15 protein-coding genes and 1 pseudogene are annotated in these 16,595 nt (G+C 38.7%); all 16 read left to right on the top strand.

What is annotated here, in order from left to right:
* Window positions 1–93: 93 nt before the first annotated feature.
* The 16 genes and pseudogenes from ANSO36C_RS27760 to ANSO36C_RS27685 all read left to right on the top strand — a co-directional run bounded on the left by ANSO36C_RS27760 (window position 94) and on the right by ANSO36C_RS27685 (window position 16,529).
* On the top strand, window positions 94–4,323 hold the full coding sequence (locus ANSO36C_RS27760) for an amino acid adenylation domain-containing protein (RefSeq protein WP_251957388.1): 4,230 nt from the start codon (window positions 94–96) through the stop codon (window positions 4,321–4,323).
* A gap of 196 nt (window positions 4,324–4,519) precedes the next feature.
* A complete protein-coding gene (locus tag ANSO36C_RS27755; protein WP_251957387.1) occupies window positions 4,520–4,765 on the top strand; it encodes a class I SAM-dependent methyltransferase in 246 nt (81 codons plus the stop codon).
* The gene (locus ANSO36C_RS27750) at window positions 4,734–5,165 is read left to right on the top strand and encodes a methyltransferase domain-containing protein (protein WP_251957386.1); all 432 of its coding nucleotides are present in this window, start codon (window positions 4,734–4,736) and stop codon (window positions 5,163–5,165) included. The genes ANSO36C_RS27755 and ANSO36C_RS27750 overlap by 32 nt, the downstream gene beginning before the upstream one ends.
* Before the next feature lie 160 nt (window positions 5,166–5,325).
* Window positions 5,326–6,063 carry an SDR family oxidoreductase gene (locus ANSO36C_RS27745; protein WP_251957385.1) on the top strand — a complete coding sequence of 246 codons (738 nt, stop codon included), beginning with the start codon at window positions 5,326–5,328 and terminating at the stop codon, window positions 6,061–6,063.
* Window positions 6,064–6,170: 107 nt separating this feature from the next.
* Entirely contained in the window at window positions 6,171–8,192 is a 2,022-nt protein-coding gene (locus ANSO36C_RS27740; RefSeq protein WP_251957384.1) for an ABC transporter ATP-binding protein/permease, read from the top strand.
* A gap of 50 nt (window positions 8,193–8,242) precedes the next feature.
* The gene (locus ANSO36C_RS27735; RefSeq protein WP_251957383.1) at window positions 8,243–9,370 is read left to right on the top strand and encodes a DUF6014 family protein; all 1,128 of its coding nucleotides are present in this window, start codon (window positions 8,243–8,245) and stop codon (window positions 9,368–9,370) included.
* 172 nt (window positions 9,371–9,542) lie between these two features.
* On the top strand, window positions 9,543–10,133 hold the full coding sequence (locus tag ANSO36C_RS27730) for a hypothetical protein (protein WP_251957382.1): 591 nt from the start codon (window positions 9,543–9,545) through the stop codon (window positions 10,131–10,133).
* Window positions 10,072–10,335: a hypothetical protein gene (locus ANSO36C_RS27725; protein WP_251957381.1), complete on the top strand. Its 264-nt coding sequence runs from the start codon at window positions 10,072–10,074 to the stop codon at window positions 10,333–10,335. The genes ANSO36C_RS27730 and ANSO36C_RS27725 overlap by 62 nt, the downstream gene beginning before the upstream one ends.
* A 432-nt stretch (window positions 10,336–10,767) precedes the next feature.
* Window positions 10,768–11,145, top strand: coding sequence for an alcohol dehydrogenase catalytic domain-containing protein (locus tag ANSO36C_RS27720; protein WP_251957380.1), 378 nt, complete (start codon window positions 10,768–10,770; stop codon window positions 11,143–11,145).
* Complete coding sequence (locus ANSO36C_RS27715; RefSeq protein WP_251957379.1) at window positions 11,120–11,875, top strand: zinc-binding dehydrogenase; 756 nt, start codon at window positions 11,120–11,122, stop codon at window positions 11,873–11,875. The genes ANSO36C_RS27720 and ANSO36C_RS27715 overlap by 26 nt, the downstream gene beginning before the upstream one ends.
* 38 nt (window positions 11,876–11,913) lie before the next feature.
* Window positions 11,914–12,180, top strand: a complete 267-nt coding sequence (locus ANSO36C_RS27710; RefSeq protein WP_251957378.1) for a pyrroline-5-carboxylate reductase family protein — start codon at window positions 11,914–11,916, stop codon at window positions 12,178–12,180.
* Window positions 12,161–12,736 carry a pyrroline-5-carboxylate reductase family protein gene (locus ANSO36C_RS27705; RefSeq protein WP_251957377.1) on the top strand — a complete coding sequence of 192 codons (576 nt, stop codon included), beginning with the start codon at window positions 12,161–12,163 and terminating at the stop codon, window positions 12,734–12,736. The genes ANSO36C_RS27710 and ANSO36C_RS27705 overlap by 20 nt, the downstream gene beginning before the upstream one ends.
* Before the next feature lie 384 nt (window positions 12,737–13,120).
* Window positions 13,121–13,900, top strand: coding sequence for a 2OG-Fe(II) oxygenase family protein (locus ANSO36C_RS27700; RefSeq protein ID WP_251957376.1), 780 nt, complete (start codon window positions 13,121–13,123; stop codon window positions 13,898–13,900).
* Window positions 13,901–14,171: 271 nt separating this feature from the next.
* On the top strand, window positions 14,172–14,897 hold the full coding sequence (locus ANSO36C_RS27695; RefSeq protein ID WP_251957375.1) for an alanine--tRNA ligase-related protein: 726 nt from the start codon (window positions 14,172–14,174) through the stop codon (window positions 14,895–14,897).
* 238 nt (window positions 14,898–15,135) lie between these two features.
* Window positions 15,136–15,270, top strand: a complete 135-nt coding sequence (locus tag ANSO36C_RS27690) for a microviridin/marinostatin family tricyclic proteinase inhibitor (RefSeq protein ID WP_251957374.1) — start codon at window positions 15,136–15,138, stop codon at window positions 15,268–15,270.
* Between the two features lie 267 nt (window positions 15,271–15,537).
* Window positions 15,538–16,529 (top strand): annotated as a pseudogene (locus ANSO36C_RS27685) (MvdC family ATP-grasp ribosomal peptide maturase).
* The last annotated feature ends 66 nt before the right edge of the window (window positions 16,530–16,595 follow it).

Below are 16,595 nucleotides of genomic sequence, written 5' to 3'. Positions count from 1 at the left end.
AAGCTTTTTACCAAATAGATTTTTTGATTTTTGAAACAACAACATACGCAATTTAGACCTGATTAAACGACAAATTTGGGAAGCAATTGGCAAATGAAAGTAGTAGAGTTTTTATCTTATTTAAATAGTTTAGATATTAAAATTTGGCTGGAAGAAGAAAAGCTACGATATCATGCTCCCAAGGGAGCGATGACAACAGAAATTAAGCAAGAAATAGGCACAAAAAAACCTGAAATTCTCGCTTTTTTAAAAGAAGCGAAAACGCCCTCTAGCTCTGTTGAATCAGCCATTACTCCCGTCCCACGAGATAAAGATTTACCCCTCTCTTTTGCCCAGCAGAGACTCTGGTTTTTGCACCAGCTTTCACCCGAAAGTCATTCTTACAATATGCTGGAGGCTCTGCGGCTAGATGGCTCACCCAATATAGCTGCACTCTCTCAGAGCCTGAATGAACTCGTTCGCCGCCACGAAATTTTAAGAACCAGTTTCCCCACGGTAGATGGAAAACCTATCCAGCTAATTGCCCCGGACACTGCCTTAAATTTGCCAATCCATGACTTGCAGGGGTTGTCAGCCGAGGAACAAACTGAGCGCATTCGAGAAATGGCGAAGTCTATTGCGTCCCAGCCCTTCGATTTGGCTGTGGGGCCATTAATAGAATTTACCCTACTGCAACTGAGTGAACAGGAGTATGTACTGCTGTTGAAGATGCACCACATTATTTATGATGGCTGGTCTTTGAGTATCTTCTTTGGTGAATTATCTCAGTTATATACAGCTTTCGCTCAAGGATTGCCCTCGCCACTACCTGAATTACCCATCCAGTACGCCGACTTTGCCTTTTGGCAACGCCAGTGGCTGACAGGCGAAGTTCTCGATCGCCAACTCAATTATTGGCAAAAACAGTTAGCGGGTGTCCCTCCTGTATTAGAATTGCCTAGCGATCGCCCCCGTCCCCCAGTCCAGTCTTTTCAGGGTGCAGTTGAGTCTTTTCTACTAGATAGCGACCTCACACAACGCCTTAAGCAACTGAGCCAGGAGTCAGAGACAACTCTGTTTATGACCCTACTAGCAGCTTTTTTGGTCTTGCTCTCTCGTTATAGTGGTCAGTTAGATATTGTTGTTGGCTCACCCATCGCTAACCGCAACAGCAAGAGCGTCGAGCAGCTAATGGGATTTTTTGCTAACACCCTAGCATTAAGGGGCGATCTCTCTGGAAACCCCAGCTTTGCTGACTTTTTAGCGCAAGTGCGGCAAACCACTTTGTCAGCATACTCCCACCAAGACTTACCCTTTGAAATGTTGGTGGAAAAATTACAGCCAGACCGAGATTTAAGTCGTAATCCCCTGGTACAGGTGCTGTTCTCCCTCCAAAATACCCCACAGTCTTCTAGCAATTTGCCAGGTTTAACTATCCAGAATATGTCCTTGCCAGTTGATGTAAAAGTCAGATTTGACCTAGAAGTAAACTTCTGGGAGGTTCCCTCCGGTCTAGAGGGTGTTTGGTGCTATAACACTGATTTATTTGATGCCGCTACAATTACCCAAATCGGCCAACATTTTCAACCTTTAATTAAAGCAATTGTCGCCAATCCGAAAGCGCGAATTTCTGAATTATCACTGTTGAGTGCAGCAGAACGCCATCAATTGTTAGTGGAGTGGAACCACAATCAAGCAGACTATTCATCTGATAAATGTATTCATCAGTTATTTGAGGAGCAGGTAAAACGCACACCTGATGCAGTGGCAATTGTATTTGAAAATCAACAACTGACTTATGATGAGTTAAATTGTCGTGCTAACCAGCTAGCTCATTACTTGCGGTCTTTGGGAGTGTCGGCAGATGTGCTAGTTGGGTTGTGTGTGGAGCGATCGCCAGAAATGGTTGTGGGAATGTTGGGAATTCTCAAGACGGGTGGAGCATATCTGCCACTTGACCCGGAATATCCCCAAGAGCGTTTAAGCTTTATGCTCGCAGACACTCAGGTAAAAGTACTTTTGACTCAAAAGAAATTGGTAGAGTCACTTTCTCAACATCAGGTTCGTGTCATCTGCTTAGATGCATTGCAAACCGTCAATCAAGACAATCTCAACAGCACAGTCAGTTCGGAAAACTTATCCTATGTAATTTATACCTCCGGTTCTACAGGGAAACCCAAGGGAGTCGCCGTCACTCATCAGGCTGTAAATCGACTGGTGTTAAATACCAACTATATACAGTTATCTTCTAGCGATGCCTACGGCCGTAAACTACGCATTGCTCAAGCTGCAAACATTGCTTTTGATGCTGCAACATTTGAAATTTGGGGAGCATTGCTACACGGAGCCATGCTAGTGATTATTCCTCAATCTGTATTACTTTCACCTCAAGAATTTGCTGTAAATATCCGCTCCCATGAAATCAGCGTCTTATTTTTAACCACAGCTTTATTCAATCAGTTAGCCAGTTTTGTACCACAGGCATTTAGTTCTCTACAATATTTATTATTTGGTGGTGAAGCGGTTGATCCCAAATGGGTGCAAGAAGTATTAGACAAAGGCGCTCCCCAGCAACTGCTGCATGTCTATGGGCCAACAGAAAATACCACTTTTTCTTCTTGGTACTTGGTAGAGGAATCACCAACTACAGCCAAAACTATCCCTATTGGCCGTCCCATTGCCAACACGCAAATCTACATCTTAGACGAGCATCTGCAACCAGTACCTGTGGGTGTGCCAGGAGAATTACATCTTGGTGGTGCAGGATTGGCACGAGGCTATTTCAACCGTCCAGAATTGACCAATGAGAAATTCATCCCCAATCCGTTTGAGGAGACAAGAGGCAGTAAATTATATAAAACTGGGGATAAGGCTCGGTACTTGAGCGATGGCAACATCCAATACTTAGGACGCATCGACAATCAGGTAAAAATTCGGGGCTTCCGCATCGAATTGGGAGAAATTGAAGCAGTATTGAGGCAACATAGCGATGTACAAGTATCTTGCGTCATTGTCCGCGAAGATACCCCAGGTGAGAAGCGCTTAGTCGCCTATGTAGTGCTGCAAAAAGAGGCGACACTTACACCAAGCGAACTGCGCCAGTTTCTTGCTGATAAACTACCCGCATACATGGTTCCTAATGCTTTTGTCATCCTAGAGTCCCTGCCTCTAACTCCTAACGGTAAAGTAGACCACCGCGCATTAAGAGCAATTAATAACATCAGTAACTTCAAAAAATTTGTCGAACCCCGTAACCAATTAGAACTGCAACTAGTACAAATCTGGTCAAAAACTCTTAAGGTTGACAAAGTAGGAGTACAAGATAACTTTTTTGACCTTGGCGGTCATTCCCTTTTAGCTGCCTACTTAATGGATCAAATTCAGCAGCAGTTTGGTAAAAATTTGCCCTTAACAACCCTTTTTCAAAATCCAACTATTGAACAGTTGGCAACAATTGTGCAAACAGACTCCGATTACTCTAATTCGTCTTGTTTGGTAGCACTTCAGCCCAATGGTTCAAACTTACCTTTCTTCTGCGTTCCTGGCGCTCCTGGTAAGCCTTTCTACTTCTATCACTTAGGGCGTTATTTAGGGCTAGACCAACCATTATATAGTTTTGAAAATAATCTCCACGAATTAAAGCCCAACCCCCGGCTTGAAGATATAGCGAGTCATTATATTCAAGCCATGCAAGCTGTGCAACCCCAAGGGCCATACTTTTTGGGAGGGCATTCTTATGGAGGTAACGTAGTTTTTGAAATGGCCCAACAGTTAGTTGCTCAGGGAGATGAGGTTGCTCTACTAGTCGTAATTGATGCATCTGCATCAACTTATAAAGACAAGCAATTCCTGGCTGATTACATTGATTGGGATGATGATATGTGGCTAGCTGAGGTGAGTAAAGGAATAAAACTTTTTTTAGATAAAAACGTTGATATTTCCTACGATACTCTCCAAAGTTTGACTACGGAGGAGCAACTAAAATATGTTTTACACTATTTCAAAATGGCAAATATGCTGCCTCCTAATGCTCAAACTACGGAACTTAAAAATCTCGTACAGGCTTATAAAACTAGTTGTTTATGTCTAGTTGATTATCTACCAAAACAGATTTATCCAGGTAAACTTACCATTCTACGGGCTAACGAGGATTTGTCAGATGACCCTAATAGTCATTTAAATTCTGAGGATTCACAGGATTTATCCTTGGGCTGGAGCGAGTTTTGTACCGAAACAGTAGATATCCATTTTGTACTAGGCAACCATATCACGCTTATGGCTGAACCCCATGTGCAAGTTTTAGCCGAATATTTGAAAGATTGCATCAAGAAAGCATGGAAATAGGGAATTGTGGGAATGAAGAAATAACAAATGACAAAAGAAATGTGAGGAATAATGGATAAAAGCGAATATATTAACCAATTTGACAGTTTAATTTTAAATCCGGGGACTAGAAAGATATTCGGACAAGAAGAGTTTTTTAACGTAGGTTATTGGTTCTCTGATACTCAAAATCAGCAGTCAGCCTGTTTTTAACCTGATGGAAAAACTTTTAATGTTTATTGGGGAAAAGAAGGGCAATATTCTTGATGTTGGTTGCGGTTTGGGAGCAACTACCAGTTATCTACTCAAGTATTACTCACCTGCTGAAGTTTTTGGTATTAATATTTCTGCCAAGCAACTCGAAAGAAGTACAGTTAACGCACCAGGCTGTAGCTTAATTTGCATGGATGCCGTGCAGATGGAATTTGAAGATGATTTTTTCGACAACATTATATGTGTTTGAAGCGGCATTCTACTTTGATACTAGGGAGAAGTTTTTCAAAGAGGCAGCGCGGGTATTGAAGCCAGGAGGTAATCTGATTCTTTCTGATATAATCTTTGAAAATATACAGTATTTCGGTGATTGGATTGTTACCCCCAAAAATATTGTCAAAGATATTGATGAGTATAAACATCATTACCAACAGGCAGGATTACAAATTTTAGAAGTTGTAAATGTCACAGATGATTGTTGGGAAAACCATTACCGCTATCTAAAATCTTGGCTTTTAAAGGAATTAGCAGCAGGAGATATAGATGAAGAAGCTTATCAGTTGAATGTGGGAGCTATAGATGGTTTGCTAAATACTTCATCTATTGATTATTTGTTAGTTTCAGCAAAGAAGCCTGTAAAAAATATTTGATAAATAACAGTTTTTTTGATTGAAACAGGACTTGCGCAAAATTATGAAAAAACGAACCGCAAAGGACGCAAAGGACACAAAGTAATAAGAGTTTGAGAGAGTTTTTACGTAAGTCCTATGAAAAATAGATTGCATACTTTTTACTTTTATGAGCAAAACAATGTTTCAGTCGCTATCAGGCAAAAAAGTGGTGATTATTGGCATCAGTTCAGGGGTGGATCTGGCGATCGCTCAAAAAATGGTAGAGGTGGGCGCGAAGGTTATCCTTTGCCACTCATCTCAAGAGAAATTAACTGAGGCGATCGCGTTGATCTCTGGAGAGATTCAGGGCAAAACTGTTGATGTGGTGAACGAGGATTCAGTCAATGCTTTTTTTGAGCAGATCGGAAGCTTCGATCATTTGATTGTAACGGCTATGGGTGACAGAAATATGCCGCGATCGCTCTTAGCAGAAATGACCACACAAACGGCTCAAGGTGCGATGGAGAAATTCTGGGGTACGTTTTTTGTTGTGCGTGCATCGCTAAAAAATATCGCGGCTGACGGTTCCATTACTCTCACATCCAGCGTTACTATCTTTAAATCTTCAAAGATGGGAGGAATTTCAGCGATCGCCGCCGCCAATGGCGCAGTTGCAACTTTTGGGCGATCGCTGGCGTTAGAAATTTCACCAATTCGCGTCAATGTAATTGCCCCTGGATTAATAGAAGATACAAGTATTTGGAGCAGTCAAAGCGAGTCTGAACGCTCAGACTTAACAAAGTGGGCTGAAACATCCTTACCTGTCCAGCATCTTGGTAAAGCAGAAGAAGTGGCGCAAGCAGTGTTCAGTTTAATCACTAATCCCTACATAACAGGGGTTATTTTGCCTGTGGATGGCGGTGTAACTTTGCTGTAATCACCATTTACTCAAATTATAAATTATGAAAAATAATTTTTTTAAATTCAGCATTTAGGATTCATAATTTTATTTGATGATCAGAGATTTCAGTTTATTTATAAAATATGCCAACCCAAGTTATTCAAGCTCAACCCCCAACAAATATTTTTTCAGATTTGGCTCAATTCTGGAAAGATATAAAAGCGATCGCAGGCCCTTACTGGTATCCAACAGAGCCAGGTAAAAGAGCATTTCCAGATGTTCTTCGCGCCTGGGGAATGTTGATTATGCTGATATTACTAATAATCGCTCTTGTAGGTGTAACTGCTTTTAATAGTTTTATTGGTCGCTATTTGGTTGATACCCTTATTCAAGAAAAAGATTATTCTCAGTTCATTAAGATATTATCAGTTAATATTGTTGGGCTGGTAGTGGTAACTTTTTTAGTAGGCTTTTCTAAATTTGTCCGAAAAAAGATTGCTCTAGATTGGTACAAATGGCTAAATAATCAAACTTTAGATCAATATTTAAGCAATCGTGCTTATTATAAAATTAACTTTAGAGCCGATGTAGATAACCCAGATCAGCGTTTATCTCAAGAAATTGAACCTGTAACTAGTAGCGCTTTGAATTTTTCAGCTACTTTGTTAGAAAAAGTACTGGAAATGGCAACATTTTTAATAATTATGTGGTCAATCTCCCAACAGATTGCTCTTATTCTTGTTGGTTATACGATCGTAGGTAATTTAATTGCTGTTTACTTAAATCAAAAATTAAATACAATTAATCAAGATGGGCTTGTATTTAAAGGTGAGTACAATTATGCTTTGAGTCATGTTCGAAATCATGCTGAATCAATAGCCTTTTTTCAGGGAGAAAAACAAGAATCAAATATAATTCAGCGTCGATTTAATAATCTGATCAAAAATATAGAAAGTAAGATAAGTTGGGAAAGAGGTACAGAAATTTTTAGCCGAGGATATCAATCTGTTATCCAAATATTCCCCTTTTTAGTACTTGCACCTTTATATATTAAAGATGAAATAGATTTTGGACAACTTGGACAAGCCGCTTTAGCTTCTAATATGTTTGCTATTGCTTTGGGAGAATTAATTAATGAATTTGGAACTTCAGGAAGATTTTCTAGTTACGTTGATCGTTTAGCGGAGTTTTCAAATGCTTTAGAAGAAGTAACTAAAGAACCAGAGAATGTAAGTACTATTAAAACAATAGAAGAAAACCATCTTGCTTTTGAGCATGTCACATTACAAACTCCCAACTACGAGCAGGTGATCGTTGAAGATTTGTCATTGTCTGTCAAAGCAGGAGAAGGTTTATTGATTGTTGGGCCGAGTGGTCGAGGTAAAAGTTCTCTGTTGAGAGCGATCGCTGGTTTGTGGAGTGCAGGAACTGGTCGGCTGGTGCGACCTCCATTAGAGCAAGTCTTATTCTTACCCCAGCGTCCTTATATAATTTTGGGAACTTTACGCGAACAGTTACTCTATCCTTATACAACTCGCAAAATGAGCGATCGCGAACTCGAAGATGTTTTGCACCAAGTCAACTTGCAAAATCTGCTCAGTCGAGTCAATGGCTTCGATACAGAAGTTCCTTGGGAGAACATATTATCGCTAGGAGAACAACAACGCCTAGCTTTTGCCAGACTGTTAGTTACTCGTCCTAGCTTCACCATATTAGATGAAGCAACCAGTGCTTTAGATTTGAAGAATGAAGAAAGTTTATATCAACAGTTACAAGAGGCAAAAACAACATTTATCAGTGTTGGACATCGAGAAAGTTTATTTAATTACCATCAATGGGTTTTAGAACTTTCCCAAGATTCTAGTTGGCAACTTGTAACCGTACAAGATTATCAACGGCAAAAAACAACACAAATTGTCCCTAATCCTCCCGACAATGCTCAAATCAAAATAGATGATTTTTCTAATAATCAATCTCAAGCAGAAATAGGGGTAGTAAAATTCACTATGGAAGGGTTGTCTCATAAAGAAATGCAGGCATTAACAGACTATTCTCTTGGAAGTATTAGAAGTAAAGCAAGCCTTGGTAAGTCCATTACTGCTAACGATGGGTTTAACTACTACTACAACAAAGACCCCAAAGTTTTGAAATGGTTAAGAGTTTAGTGATTACTTATGCTTTTTAGGTAACACAATTTCAATATTAGGCATAAAAAATGACAACAATTTTTGTAGATAAACAAGAATTAGCTAAACAAATAGTCCAATTTATTGAGAAAAATGAAATTACCATTGCTGTCAAAAAACTTCGTCAAGAAGCAGCACACTCTTGTGAACTTCCTCCAGCTTGGTTACTCAAAACAGCAGATGCTTTAGAAAATAACGACTGGAGTATTTTGTCTGAAGACTTTATCAATCTGGATTTTATTGGTAAAAATGGTTATTTTTTGATTGTTGCACCTTACCAAGTAAATCGACAATGCCAAAGCCAGATAGCTTTAAGTGCAATTTATGGCAAAATGCATGATAATTCTCAGCCATCTATTGAACAACTAGAAAATCTCAGTCGGGAAAAATTTGGAACATTAAGCCAAGCAATTCCTAGAAATCTTTCTTTTACTGAAATTGCTAGTTGTGGTAATACCAGTGGTGAAAGTGGTGAAGCTTTCATTGTCCCAAATGGATGGCCTTTTCCTAACAGTGTTTGTGGCCCAGCATTAAATAATGCTAGCCAGCAACAACGACGTTTTTTAGGTTCTAGCCGCCAATGCATTCAAAAAGTATTTGAATATGAAACAGCTAATTTATTATTAGGCCCTTTAGAAGACGAAATCAATGGTGAACGTTATCGCCATATCGACACTCAAGTTCATGAAGCAGGACATGCAAGTGGTTTGGGATTTGACTTTAAGGTAAAACACAACCTTTTCCAAAACTATTACTATGCTGGTGTAGAAGAATGGCGATCTGATAGTCTAGGATTTGAGTTTGCAGCTTGTATTTTAACTGCACAAGAAGCTGGGAAGTTGGTAGCTGTAAATTTCTGTATTCGCTTTGGCTTAGATGCTCACCGTTTAGGGGGCATAGAAAAAGATACAGATGTATATGCTAGTCTGATTAGCTTAGAATATCTTTTTCAAAATGATGCTATATATGTTACTAAAAATGGTCAATTAGCTTTACGTAATTTAAGTTATTCAGGTTTACTTCAAGCTGTGGAAATTCATCGTGCCCAAGCATTATCTCTGACTCGAAGAGAATTAAATCTTAAAAGTCCTACAGGTATTTTTTATCTGTACAAAATAGATATTCATCCATCAACTCAATCGATTTTCAGGGGCTAGTTATGGAACGCTGTCAAGGGATTTGGGCACAGTTACAATAATTTAATATTATTGCGATCGCAATAATATTGTTAGTATTTTAGGTAAATAAAATGGACAAATTAAAAGTTTAGTCTGCATTACCTAAATCTTAAGTTGGCTTAGTTTAAATTTAAATGTAAGGAACTGAATCATGACTACTTCTAATCAGATTAAATCGGCACTTTGGGAAAACAAGCAAGAGTATCCTCTAACTAGAGAATCTTTAAAAATGCTGCTTGAACACCGAATTCCTCTGATTCGGCTGAAAGATTTTGCAACACCCGAAGAGTGTGAGATGTTATATGCTCAATCTCAATTGCTCAATTTTAATGCTTATCAAGATGTGAGTCCTAAAATTGAAAAAGTTGGTATCACAGTATTTGAATATAACAACATTAGTAAAGGAGATTATTTTAAAGGAGTAGAACAAGCAACTAAATTAAGAGACTCCATTACGGCAGCCTCATTCAATCCATTGGAGCGCATAATGGCAAAATTCCGAGAGTGTGGTGCGAATGTGCGAATTGCTTCGGAACCATTCTACGGTAGTTATTATGCAGGACTGATCAGAAAAATAGAGGCATGGTACTCAACTTCATATAGATTTTGCCCCATTGGAACAATCGGAATGGGAAGTTTGTACAATTACTGCTCAACTTTCTTGGACTTTGTACTTAAAATTGTCTCCCAACAGTCATGGCAAAACGTGTATTTACGATCGCCAGTGGCAACCAGAAGATGAGCAATATAAGCTAGACTCCTACGGATATAGTGATAAAGTGCTTGGAGACGCAGATGCGATCGCTTTCCAGCCTTATGTCGGAGATGTATTGCTTTTCAATACAACAAACTTTCATTATGTTGAGCCGATGCATGGACAACGTGTAGCTTTTACTTCCATGATCGGATTACTTCCTAACGGTGAAATTATTTTCTGGTCTTGAAGTTGATAAGTAGGAGACAAAAGCTAATCAAGATAATTAATAATTTTGTCTACCTACTTATGATTGTTTTGCCTACTAAAGAAATCCTAATTTAGTATTGCTAATACAATTTCTTTATGAGGACTGCGCTAAACCTTTTTAACTTCTTTCTTCTCTGCGAGACGCTGCGCGAACGTGTCCTTTGCGTCCTTCTCTGACGAGACGTTACGCGTAGCTTGCTTCTCCGTAGGAGTATGCGGTTCGTTTTCTTTTTTGCTTCTTGCACTTAAATATGATTTAGTGCATCTTCATACAGAATTGGTATAACAATACCGAGAAGGAAAGCTTTATAGGATAGTTTTTAGCTTGCTTTTTCATGCAATTAATTGAATAGAATTTTTATAGCTAGGTAAGACAATTGTCAATTTAGAAAATAAAGTGAGGAAGCGATTCATGCCCTTAGCAGCTGTGATGACTGCACCGAACCAACCAGTTGAAGTGCAACAATTACCATACCCGATTCTAGAAAAGGGTGGAATCATTATTGAAACCTTATATTCTGAGGTTTGTGGAACTGATGTACATTTATTGCGTGGGCATTTAGAGGGAGTACCCTATCCAATTATTCCCGGTCACTTCTGTGTTGGTCGTGTGGTAGAAAACAGGAGGGCAGGTTACGATGTCAATGGTAAGTTAATTCAACCTGGAGCGATCGCTACTTTTTTAGATGTTCACGAAACCTGTTACAACTGCTGGTATTGTCTAGTAGCTAAAGCATCCACTCGCTGTCCCCAACGCAAAGTTTATGGTGTCACCTACTCAGGCGAATGATGGCTTACTGGGCGGTTGGTCTGAACTAATTTACCTCCAACCAGGGGTTAAAGTTTTAACTTTACCCGAAGAAGTCTCACCAAGACAATTTATTGCTGGGGGATGTGCTTTGCCAACTGCACTACACGCTATCGATCGAGCGCAGATTCAAATTGGTGATGTTGTTGTGGTGCAAGGTTGTGGCCCTGTGGGTTTAAGTGTGGCAATTCTAGCTTTGCTATCAGGTGCGGGTAAAGTAATTGTCATTGATAAATTTGAGAGCCGATTAGTAACTGCAAAATCTTTTGGAGTCGATGAAACTCTTGTAATTCAAGCTAACGATCCACGGCAACATCTTGAGCGGGTTTTGGAACTAACGCACGGACATGGTGCTGATGTGACTATTGAAGCAACAGGCATTCCCATTGCTGTCAAAGAGGGCTTGAATATGACGAGAAATGGAGGCCGTTATGTTATTGTCGGGCACTACACAAACACCGGTGAGATTCTCATCAATCCCCACTTAGAGATTAATCTCAAACATATTGATATTCGCGGAACTTGGGGAATTGATTTCAGCCATTTTTACAGAATGATTGAATTACTAAAACGTCATAGTGATTCCAGCAAAAATATTGCTTGGGAAAGTCTAATTAGTCGTTCATACACGCTACAAGAAATTAATCAAGCCCTAGCAGATGTAGAAAAAGGCTCTGTATTAAAAGCTGTAATTGTTCCCAATCTATCTTGATAACAATAATAAATTGATTTGTGTAATAGGGAGAAGATATGCTGGGAGATTTAGAAATTGCCTTTATCGGTGGTGGGACGATGGGTGAAATGATCATGACTAGATTGTTATCAACGAAGATTGTTCCAAAACCCGATCTAATTATTGTCAGCGACCCACTTTCTGCGCGATGTCTTCATTTGGAAGAAAAATATGGAATCCGTACTACAACCAGCAATATAGAAGCGGTAAAAGGCGCATCCATTGTGGTATTGGCGGTGAAGCCGCAGGTTTTAGGATCTGTTTATGGCTATGCTGAAGGATAAAATTTCACCTGAAGCTTTAGTAATTAGTATTGTGGGTGGGGTAAGTATTGCATCTCTGTGCCAAGGGTTGAATCATGCTGCTGTTGTCCGTACAATGCCGAATATTGCAGTACAAGTTGGTCATGGGACTACAGTATGGAGCGCATCATCAAGTGTGACAGAGATACAGCGATCGCATACCCAAGTCATTTTACAAGCATTAGGCAAGGAATTTGCTACCCAAAGTGAACATTACCTTGATATGTCAACGGCGCTGAGTAGCGCGGGTACTGGATTTGTGTTTCTGTACATCGAAGCGATGATTGATGCTGGGGTTCAGATGGGTTTAACTCGCATTCAAGCTCAAGAGCTAACCTTGCATACTATTGCTGGCAGTGTAGAACTTATGTTGCAGACTCATGAACATCCAGCCGTCTTACGAAACAAAGTAACTAGCCCTGGGGGAGTCACTGCTGCTGGTCTTTACGAATTAGAAAAAGGTGGTATGCGAACTATCATCTCTAATGCAGTACTTGCTGCTTTGAGCCGCACTCAACAAATAGGCGATATCAGTTAAAAAAGTCTGCCCGATTACAAAGATAGTTCCGAGTTATAAAGTATTTTTCTTTTGTATGAAGTAGAAAGCTACTGGTTTTGAGGCAGGGAGTAAGAATTAGAAACTCTTTATATCTGATTTGTAATCTGGCATTTTGTACCTTATTTGCTTACAAATTGCTGTATCTAAGTACTGATAATAAGTTTCTTATTCGATATTTTTTGCTGATTACTTAGTACTAAATATTTCTAAATTTAATAAAAAAGGTTAGGTTAATTCCAAAATATGCAAACCACAGTTGTTTAGCAACTAACAAAAGTTTGCTTTTACTCTATAAATGTTTTTATTTATTCCCTCTTTTGACAACATTTTAATTTACAAGAAATTATGAGTGAGAAATTTCCCATGCTAAGAACAATCAAGTGGCAAAAATTAAATGACTGTGAAATGAATAATCAAAATTTCCAAGCATTGCTGAGAAATGAGATTCCGTCAATTCGCATTTCTAAATTTGCTTCATCAGAAGAATGTAATAAATTAGCTCTAGCAATTGAAAAAGTTGGCTTTGATTTTTATAGAAATGTGGAACCACCAATAGGAAGAATTGGAGTTACTCAATTTGAATATAGAAATAGGGATAAGTTAGGATATTTTGATGCAGTTAAAAAAGCCAACGCAACTTATAATCAGGTAACTTCTTTATCTTTTGACCCGCTAAAACGCTTGGCAACAACTCTGCGCCAGAATGTCTCAGGTAAAGTCCAAATTGCTTATGAAGATGAAGCTTATGGGGATTATTTTGCAGGATTAATCCGTCAGATTAATATCGCCTTGTTACACATAGACTTTGCTCAATTAGATGCTCCAAATTGGGGAATAGGAAATGTTACCTCACAGCTAGTATGGAATCTTTATGTCAAAGCACCTAGTCAAGGAGGTATCTGCAAAGTCTACAACCGACAATGGCAGCCCGACGATGAAAAATATAAAATTCCTGGTTCCTATGGCTACGATTCTTCTTTAGTAGCTAACTCAGAAGTAAAACATAATATTCCACTCATCGGAGATTTAGTCATTTTCAACAGCCGGAATTTTCATGAAGTCTTACCAGGCATTGGTGAACGTATAACAATTAGCTCTTTTATTGGAAAAATGCCGGGGGGTGATTTAGTTTTTTGGTCGTAAAGGCAATTTATAAACCTGTAAAAAGGTGTAAAGGTAGCTATTGCTGCTTTTAAGAATGAATGCCTTTTAATGGTAATAACCGAAGCGTATTTTGATTGTTCTATATTGTTTGATGTAGCGCAGGTAAGAAAGCTTGCGCTCGAAATACCTAAATGCTAAAATGAATTAATTTATAGGACTCCGATTTGATTTTGAAAATAAAATCTGGACTGTCATCAACTTTGTTAAATAATCGTTCTCAAAGTCAAAAGTTAACTAGAGAGATTTATCTATGTCTACAGTACTTGCTTATCTTGAAGACACATATAAATTCACTGATAATGCTCACATTGAGTATGTTGCCGATGATGAACGGGGTTCTTATTGTGTACTCGATAGCACTGTCTTTTATCCGCAGGGTGGTGGTCAGCCCTCAGATATAGGCACTATAGAAGCAAAAGGAGTTCAGCTTCCAATCAGTTTCGTAAGCTTTGTAGATGGAGATGTTCGTCATTATGGAGATTTTTCATCTGTACCTTTAGAAAAAGGCGAAGAGGTAAGTTTATATGTTGATGAAGCCCATCGTATGCAAAATGCTAAGGCTCATACAGCTGGACATCTTATGTACACCATAATCGAATCTCTAGATAAAAATCTAATCGCAGTTAAAGGGTATCATTTTCCAGATGGTTCTTATGTAGAGTTTCAAGGAAGCCCTTCGTTTGAAAATACAGAGATATTTATTGCTGAAGTTAATACAAAAATTAGTCAAGCTTTAAATGAAGCTGCTAGTGTAGAAGTTTCACTGATTACACCAGAAAAATTAGCAGTGCGTTGGTCTAACATACCCAATAATTTACCTCCAGGAAAACCTTTGAGAGTAGTGACAATTGACAATTTTCATCCAACTCCGTGTGGAGGTACTCATTTAAAATCACTTAATGAATTAAAAAATGTAATAGTTACTAAAGTAAAACGTCAAAAAGGAAATCTCAAGATCAGTTATAAATTTGAGTAGACGAATGCCCTACTTCTTCAATAATCAAATAAAATTGCTATAGTTTGATATTGATTACTCAACACTTATAATTTTTGAATAAATTTTTCTTATCTGTATGCTTAAGTTTCTTAAGTTTCTTAAGTTTCTTAAATACCTGAACAGAATTACTTGTTAAGTGTCTTAACTGACCTTGAAAATATATTTTATTACTGATATATCTGTAGTTGAAAACCCAATTTACTTTAAGGGAAATTCTATGCCTGCAAACACAGTCAAAACAGTGGATGTCGTAGTCGTACCATTCTTTGCGCGTTTCTTGGAAGAGCAATCTACTGAAGGAACAGAGGTTCCTTGGACTTACAAGTATCCTTCAGATTTGGAAGATAAATAATTTGTTTATTCTTTTATATCTGAAAGTTACTTTTTGATCGGAAAGAAACCTTTTAATTGACTGAATCATAATTTAATAGAGTAGGAATTACCAAGTAACTGAAAACTACTCATAGAAACGCGATCGCTTTCATATTACCTTTTCCAAACATGGAGGTGATTGCTTTTTCTAGTCCCCTAAATTCTTCAAAATTTTTTGGGTATCGAAAGCAACTTGTTTGCTATTGCTTAATAGCTACCTCCTAAAATTTTCAAAAAACTATATCTTATGCACCTGTCTCGTGATGTTATTTTATTAATTACCCACAGTGGTGATTTCTTCACAATAGATAGAGTGGCAGAAGCCTTATCAAAAAAAAGGGGTGCAACCATTTCGTCTAGATACTGATAAGTTTCCTCTAGAAGTGCAATTAACAACACATTTTGATAAGTCTAAAAGCTACCACACTATAGAATATAACAACCGCTCTATCAGCACAGAGCAGGTGCAGGCTGTATGGATGCGTCGTATTTGGGAACCACAACTGAGTCAAGAATTAGCGCCAAAGTTCCGAGAAGCTTGCATTAGAGAATCAGAAGCAACTTTAGATGGTTTTTGGGACAGTCTCAAAGAAGCTATGTGGGTAGATAATTTAGAGCGGATAGATTATGCAACTAACAAGCTGCGTCAACTACGGATTGCATCTGAAGTAGGTTTTGTTATTCCCAAAACTCTTGTCACCAACAAAGCCCAAGCAGCACGAGAGTTTTTCGGGCAAGTTAACGGCAAAATGGTGAGCAAGCTCTTAACTGCTCTTTCCCGCAGTATGGAAGCAAACTCCTCGTTTTTTCTGTACACCAGCACCGTCAAGGAAGAAGACTTAGAAGATGCCGAATCACTGCGCTATTGCCCAATGGTTTTTCAAGAGCAAATTCCAAAGCAACAGGAATTACGGGTGGTGTATGTGAATGGTAATGTATTTGTGGGGGCACTAAATGCAGATATGTATGCAGCAGCCATTGATTGGCGTAAACCTGGTGTTGAGGTTGGGCGCATGGCAACATCACCAGCTTACTGATGAAATAATTCGTTGTCTTAAAGCCTTTATGGGGAAATTTGGGCTGTTGTTTGGAGCGTTAGATTTCATCGTCACACCATCAGGCGAATACGTCTTTTTGGAAATCAACCCTCTGGGGGAGTGGGGAATGCTAGAAAAGAATTTAGACTTACCTATCGCAAGTGCGATCGCAGATGCTCTACTTCAAAGAAAGAATGAATAATCAAAAATTTAATATTTGATATTAGCCTGTGGCAAGCCACCCAAAAGGTGTCTACATACTTCACAC

It is taken from the genome of Nostoc cf. commune SO-36, from assembly GCF_023734775.1.
GTDB classification, from domain to species: domain Bacteria; phylum Cyanobacteriota; class Cyanobacteriia; order Cyanobacteriales; family Nostocaceae; genus Nostoc; species Nostoc commune_A.
This window is presented reverse-complemented; position numbering and strand designations above follow the sequence as displayed.

Coding starts and splice junctions, on each gene's coding strand:
- ANSO36C_RS27720 (WP_251957380.1), top strand. CDS start 10,768: ATGCCCTTAGCAGCTGTGATGACTGCACCGAACCAACCAGTTGAAGTG.
- ANSO36C_RS27750 (WP_251957386.1), top strand. CDS start 4,734: ATGATTTTTTCGACAACATTATATGTGTTTGAAGCGGCATTCTACTTT.
- ANSO36C_RS27760 (WP_251957388.1), top strand. CDS start 94: ATGAAAGTAGTAGAGTTTTTATCTTATTTAAATAGTTTAGATATTAAA.
- ANSO36C_RS27745 (WP_251957385.1), top strand. CDS start 5,326: ATGTTTCAGTCGCTATCAGGCAAAAAAGTGGTGATTATTGGCATCAGT.
- ANSO36C_RS27710 (WP_251957378.1), top strand. CDS start 11,914: ATGCTGGGAGATTTAGAAATTGCCTTTATCGGTGGTGGGACGATGGGT.
- ANSO36C_RS27715 (WP_251957379.1), top strand. CDS start 11,120: ATGGTGTCACCTACTCAGGCGAATGATGGCTTACTGGGCGGTTGGTCT.
- ANSO36C_RS27705 (WP_251957377.1), top strand. CDS start 12,161: ATGGCTATGCTGAAGGATAAAATTTCACCTGAAGCTTTAGTAATTAGT.
- ANSO36C_RS27730 (WP_251957382.1), top strand. CDS start 9,543: ATGACTACTTCTAATCAGATTAAATCGGCACTTTGGGAAAACAAGCAA.
- ANSO36C_RS27740 (WP_251957384.1), top strand. CDS start 6,171: ATGCCAACCCAAGTTATTCAAGCTCAACCCCCAACAAATATTTTTTCA.
- ANSO36C_RS27690 (WP_251957374.1), top strand. CDS start 15,136: ATGCCTGCAAACACAGTCAAAACAGTGGATGTCGTAGTCGTACCATTC.
- ANSO36C_RS27695 (WP_251957375.1), top strand. CDS start 14,172: ATGTCTACAGTACTTGCTTATCTTGAAGACACATATAAATTCACTGAT.
- ANSO36C_RS27735 (WP_251957383.1), top strand. CDS start 8,243: ATGACAACAATTTTTGTAGATAAACAAGAATTAGCTAAACAAATAGTC.
- ANSO36C_RS27755 (WP_251957387.1), top strand. CDS start 4,520: ATGGAAAAACTTTTAATGTTTATTGGGGAAAAGAAGGGCAATATTCTT.
- ANSO36C_RS27700 (WP_251957376.1), top strand. CDS start 13,121: ATGCTAAGAACAATCAAGTGGCAAAAATTAAATGACTGTGAAATGAAT.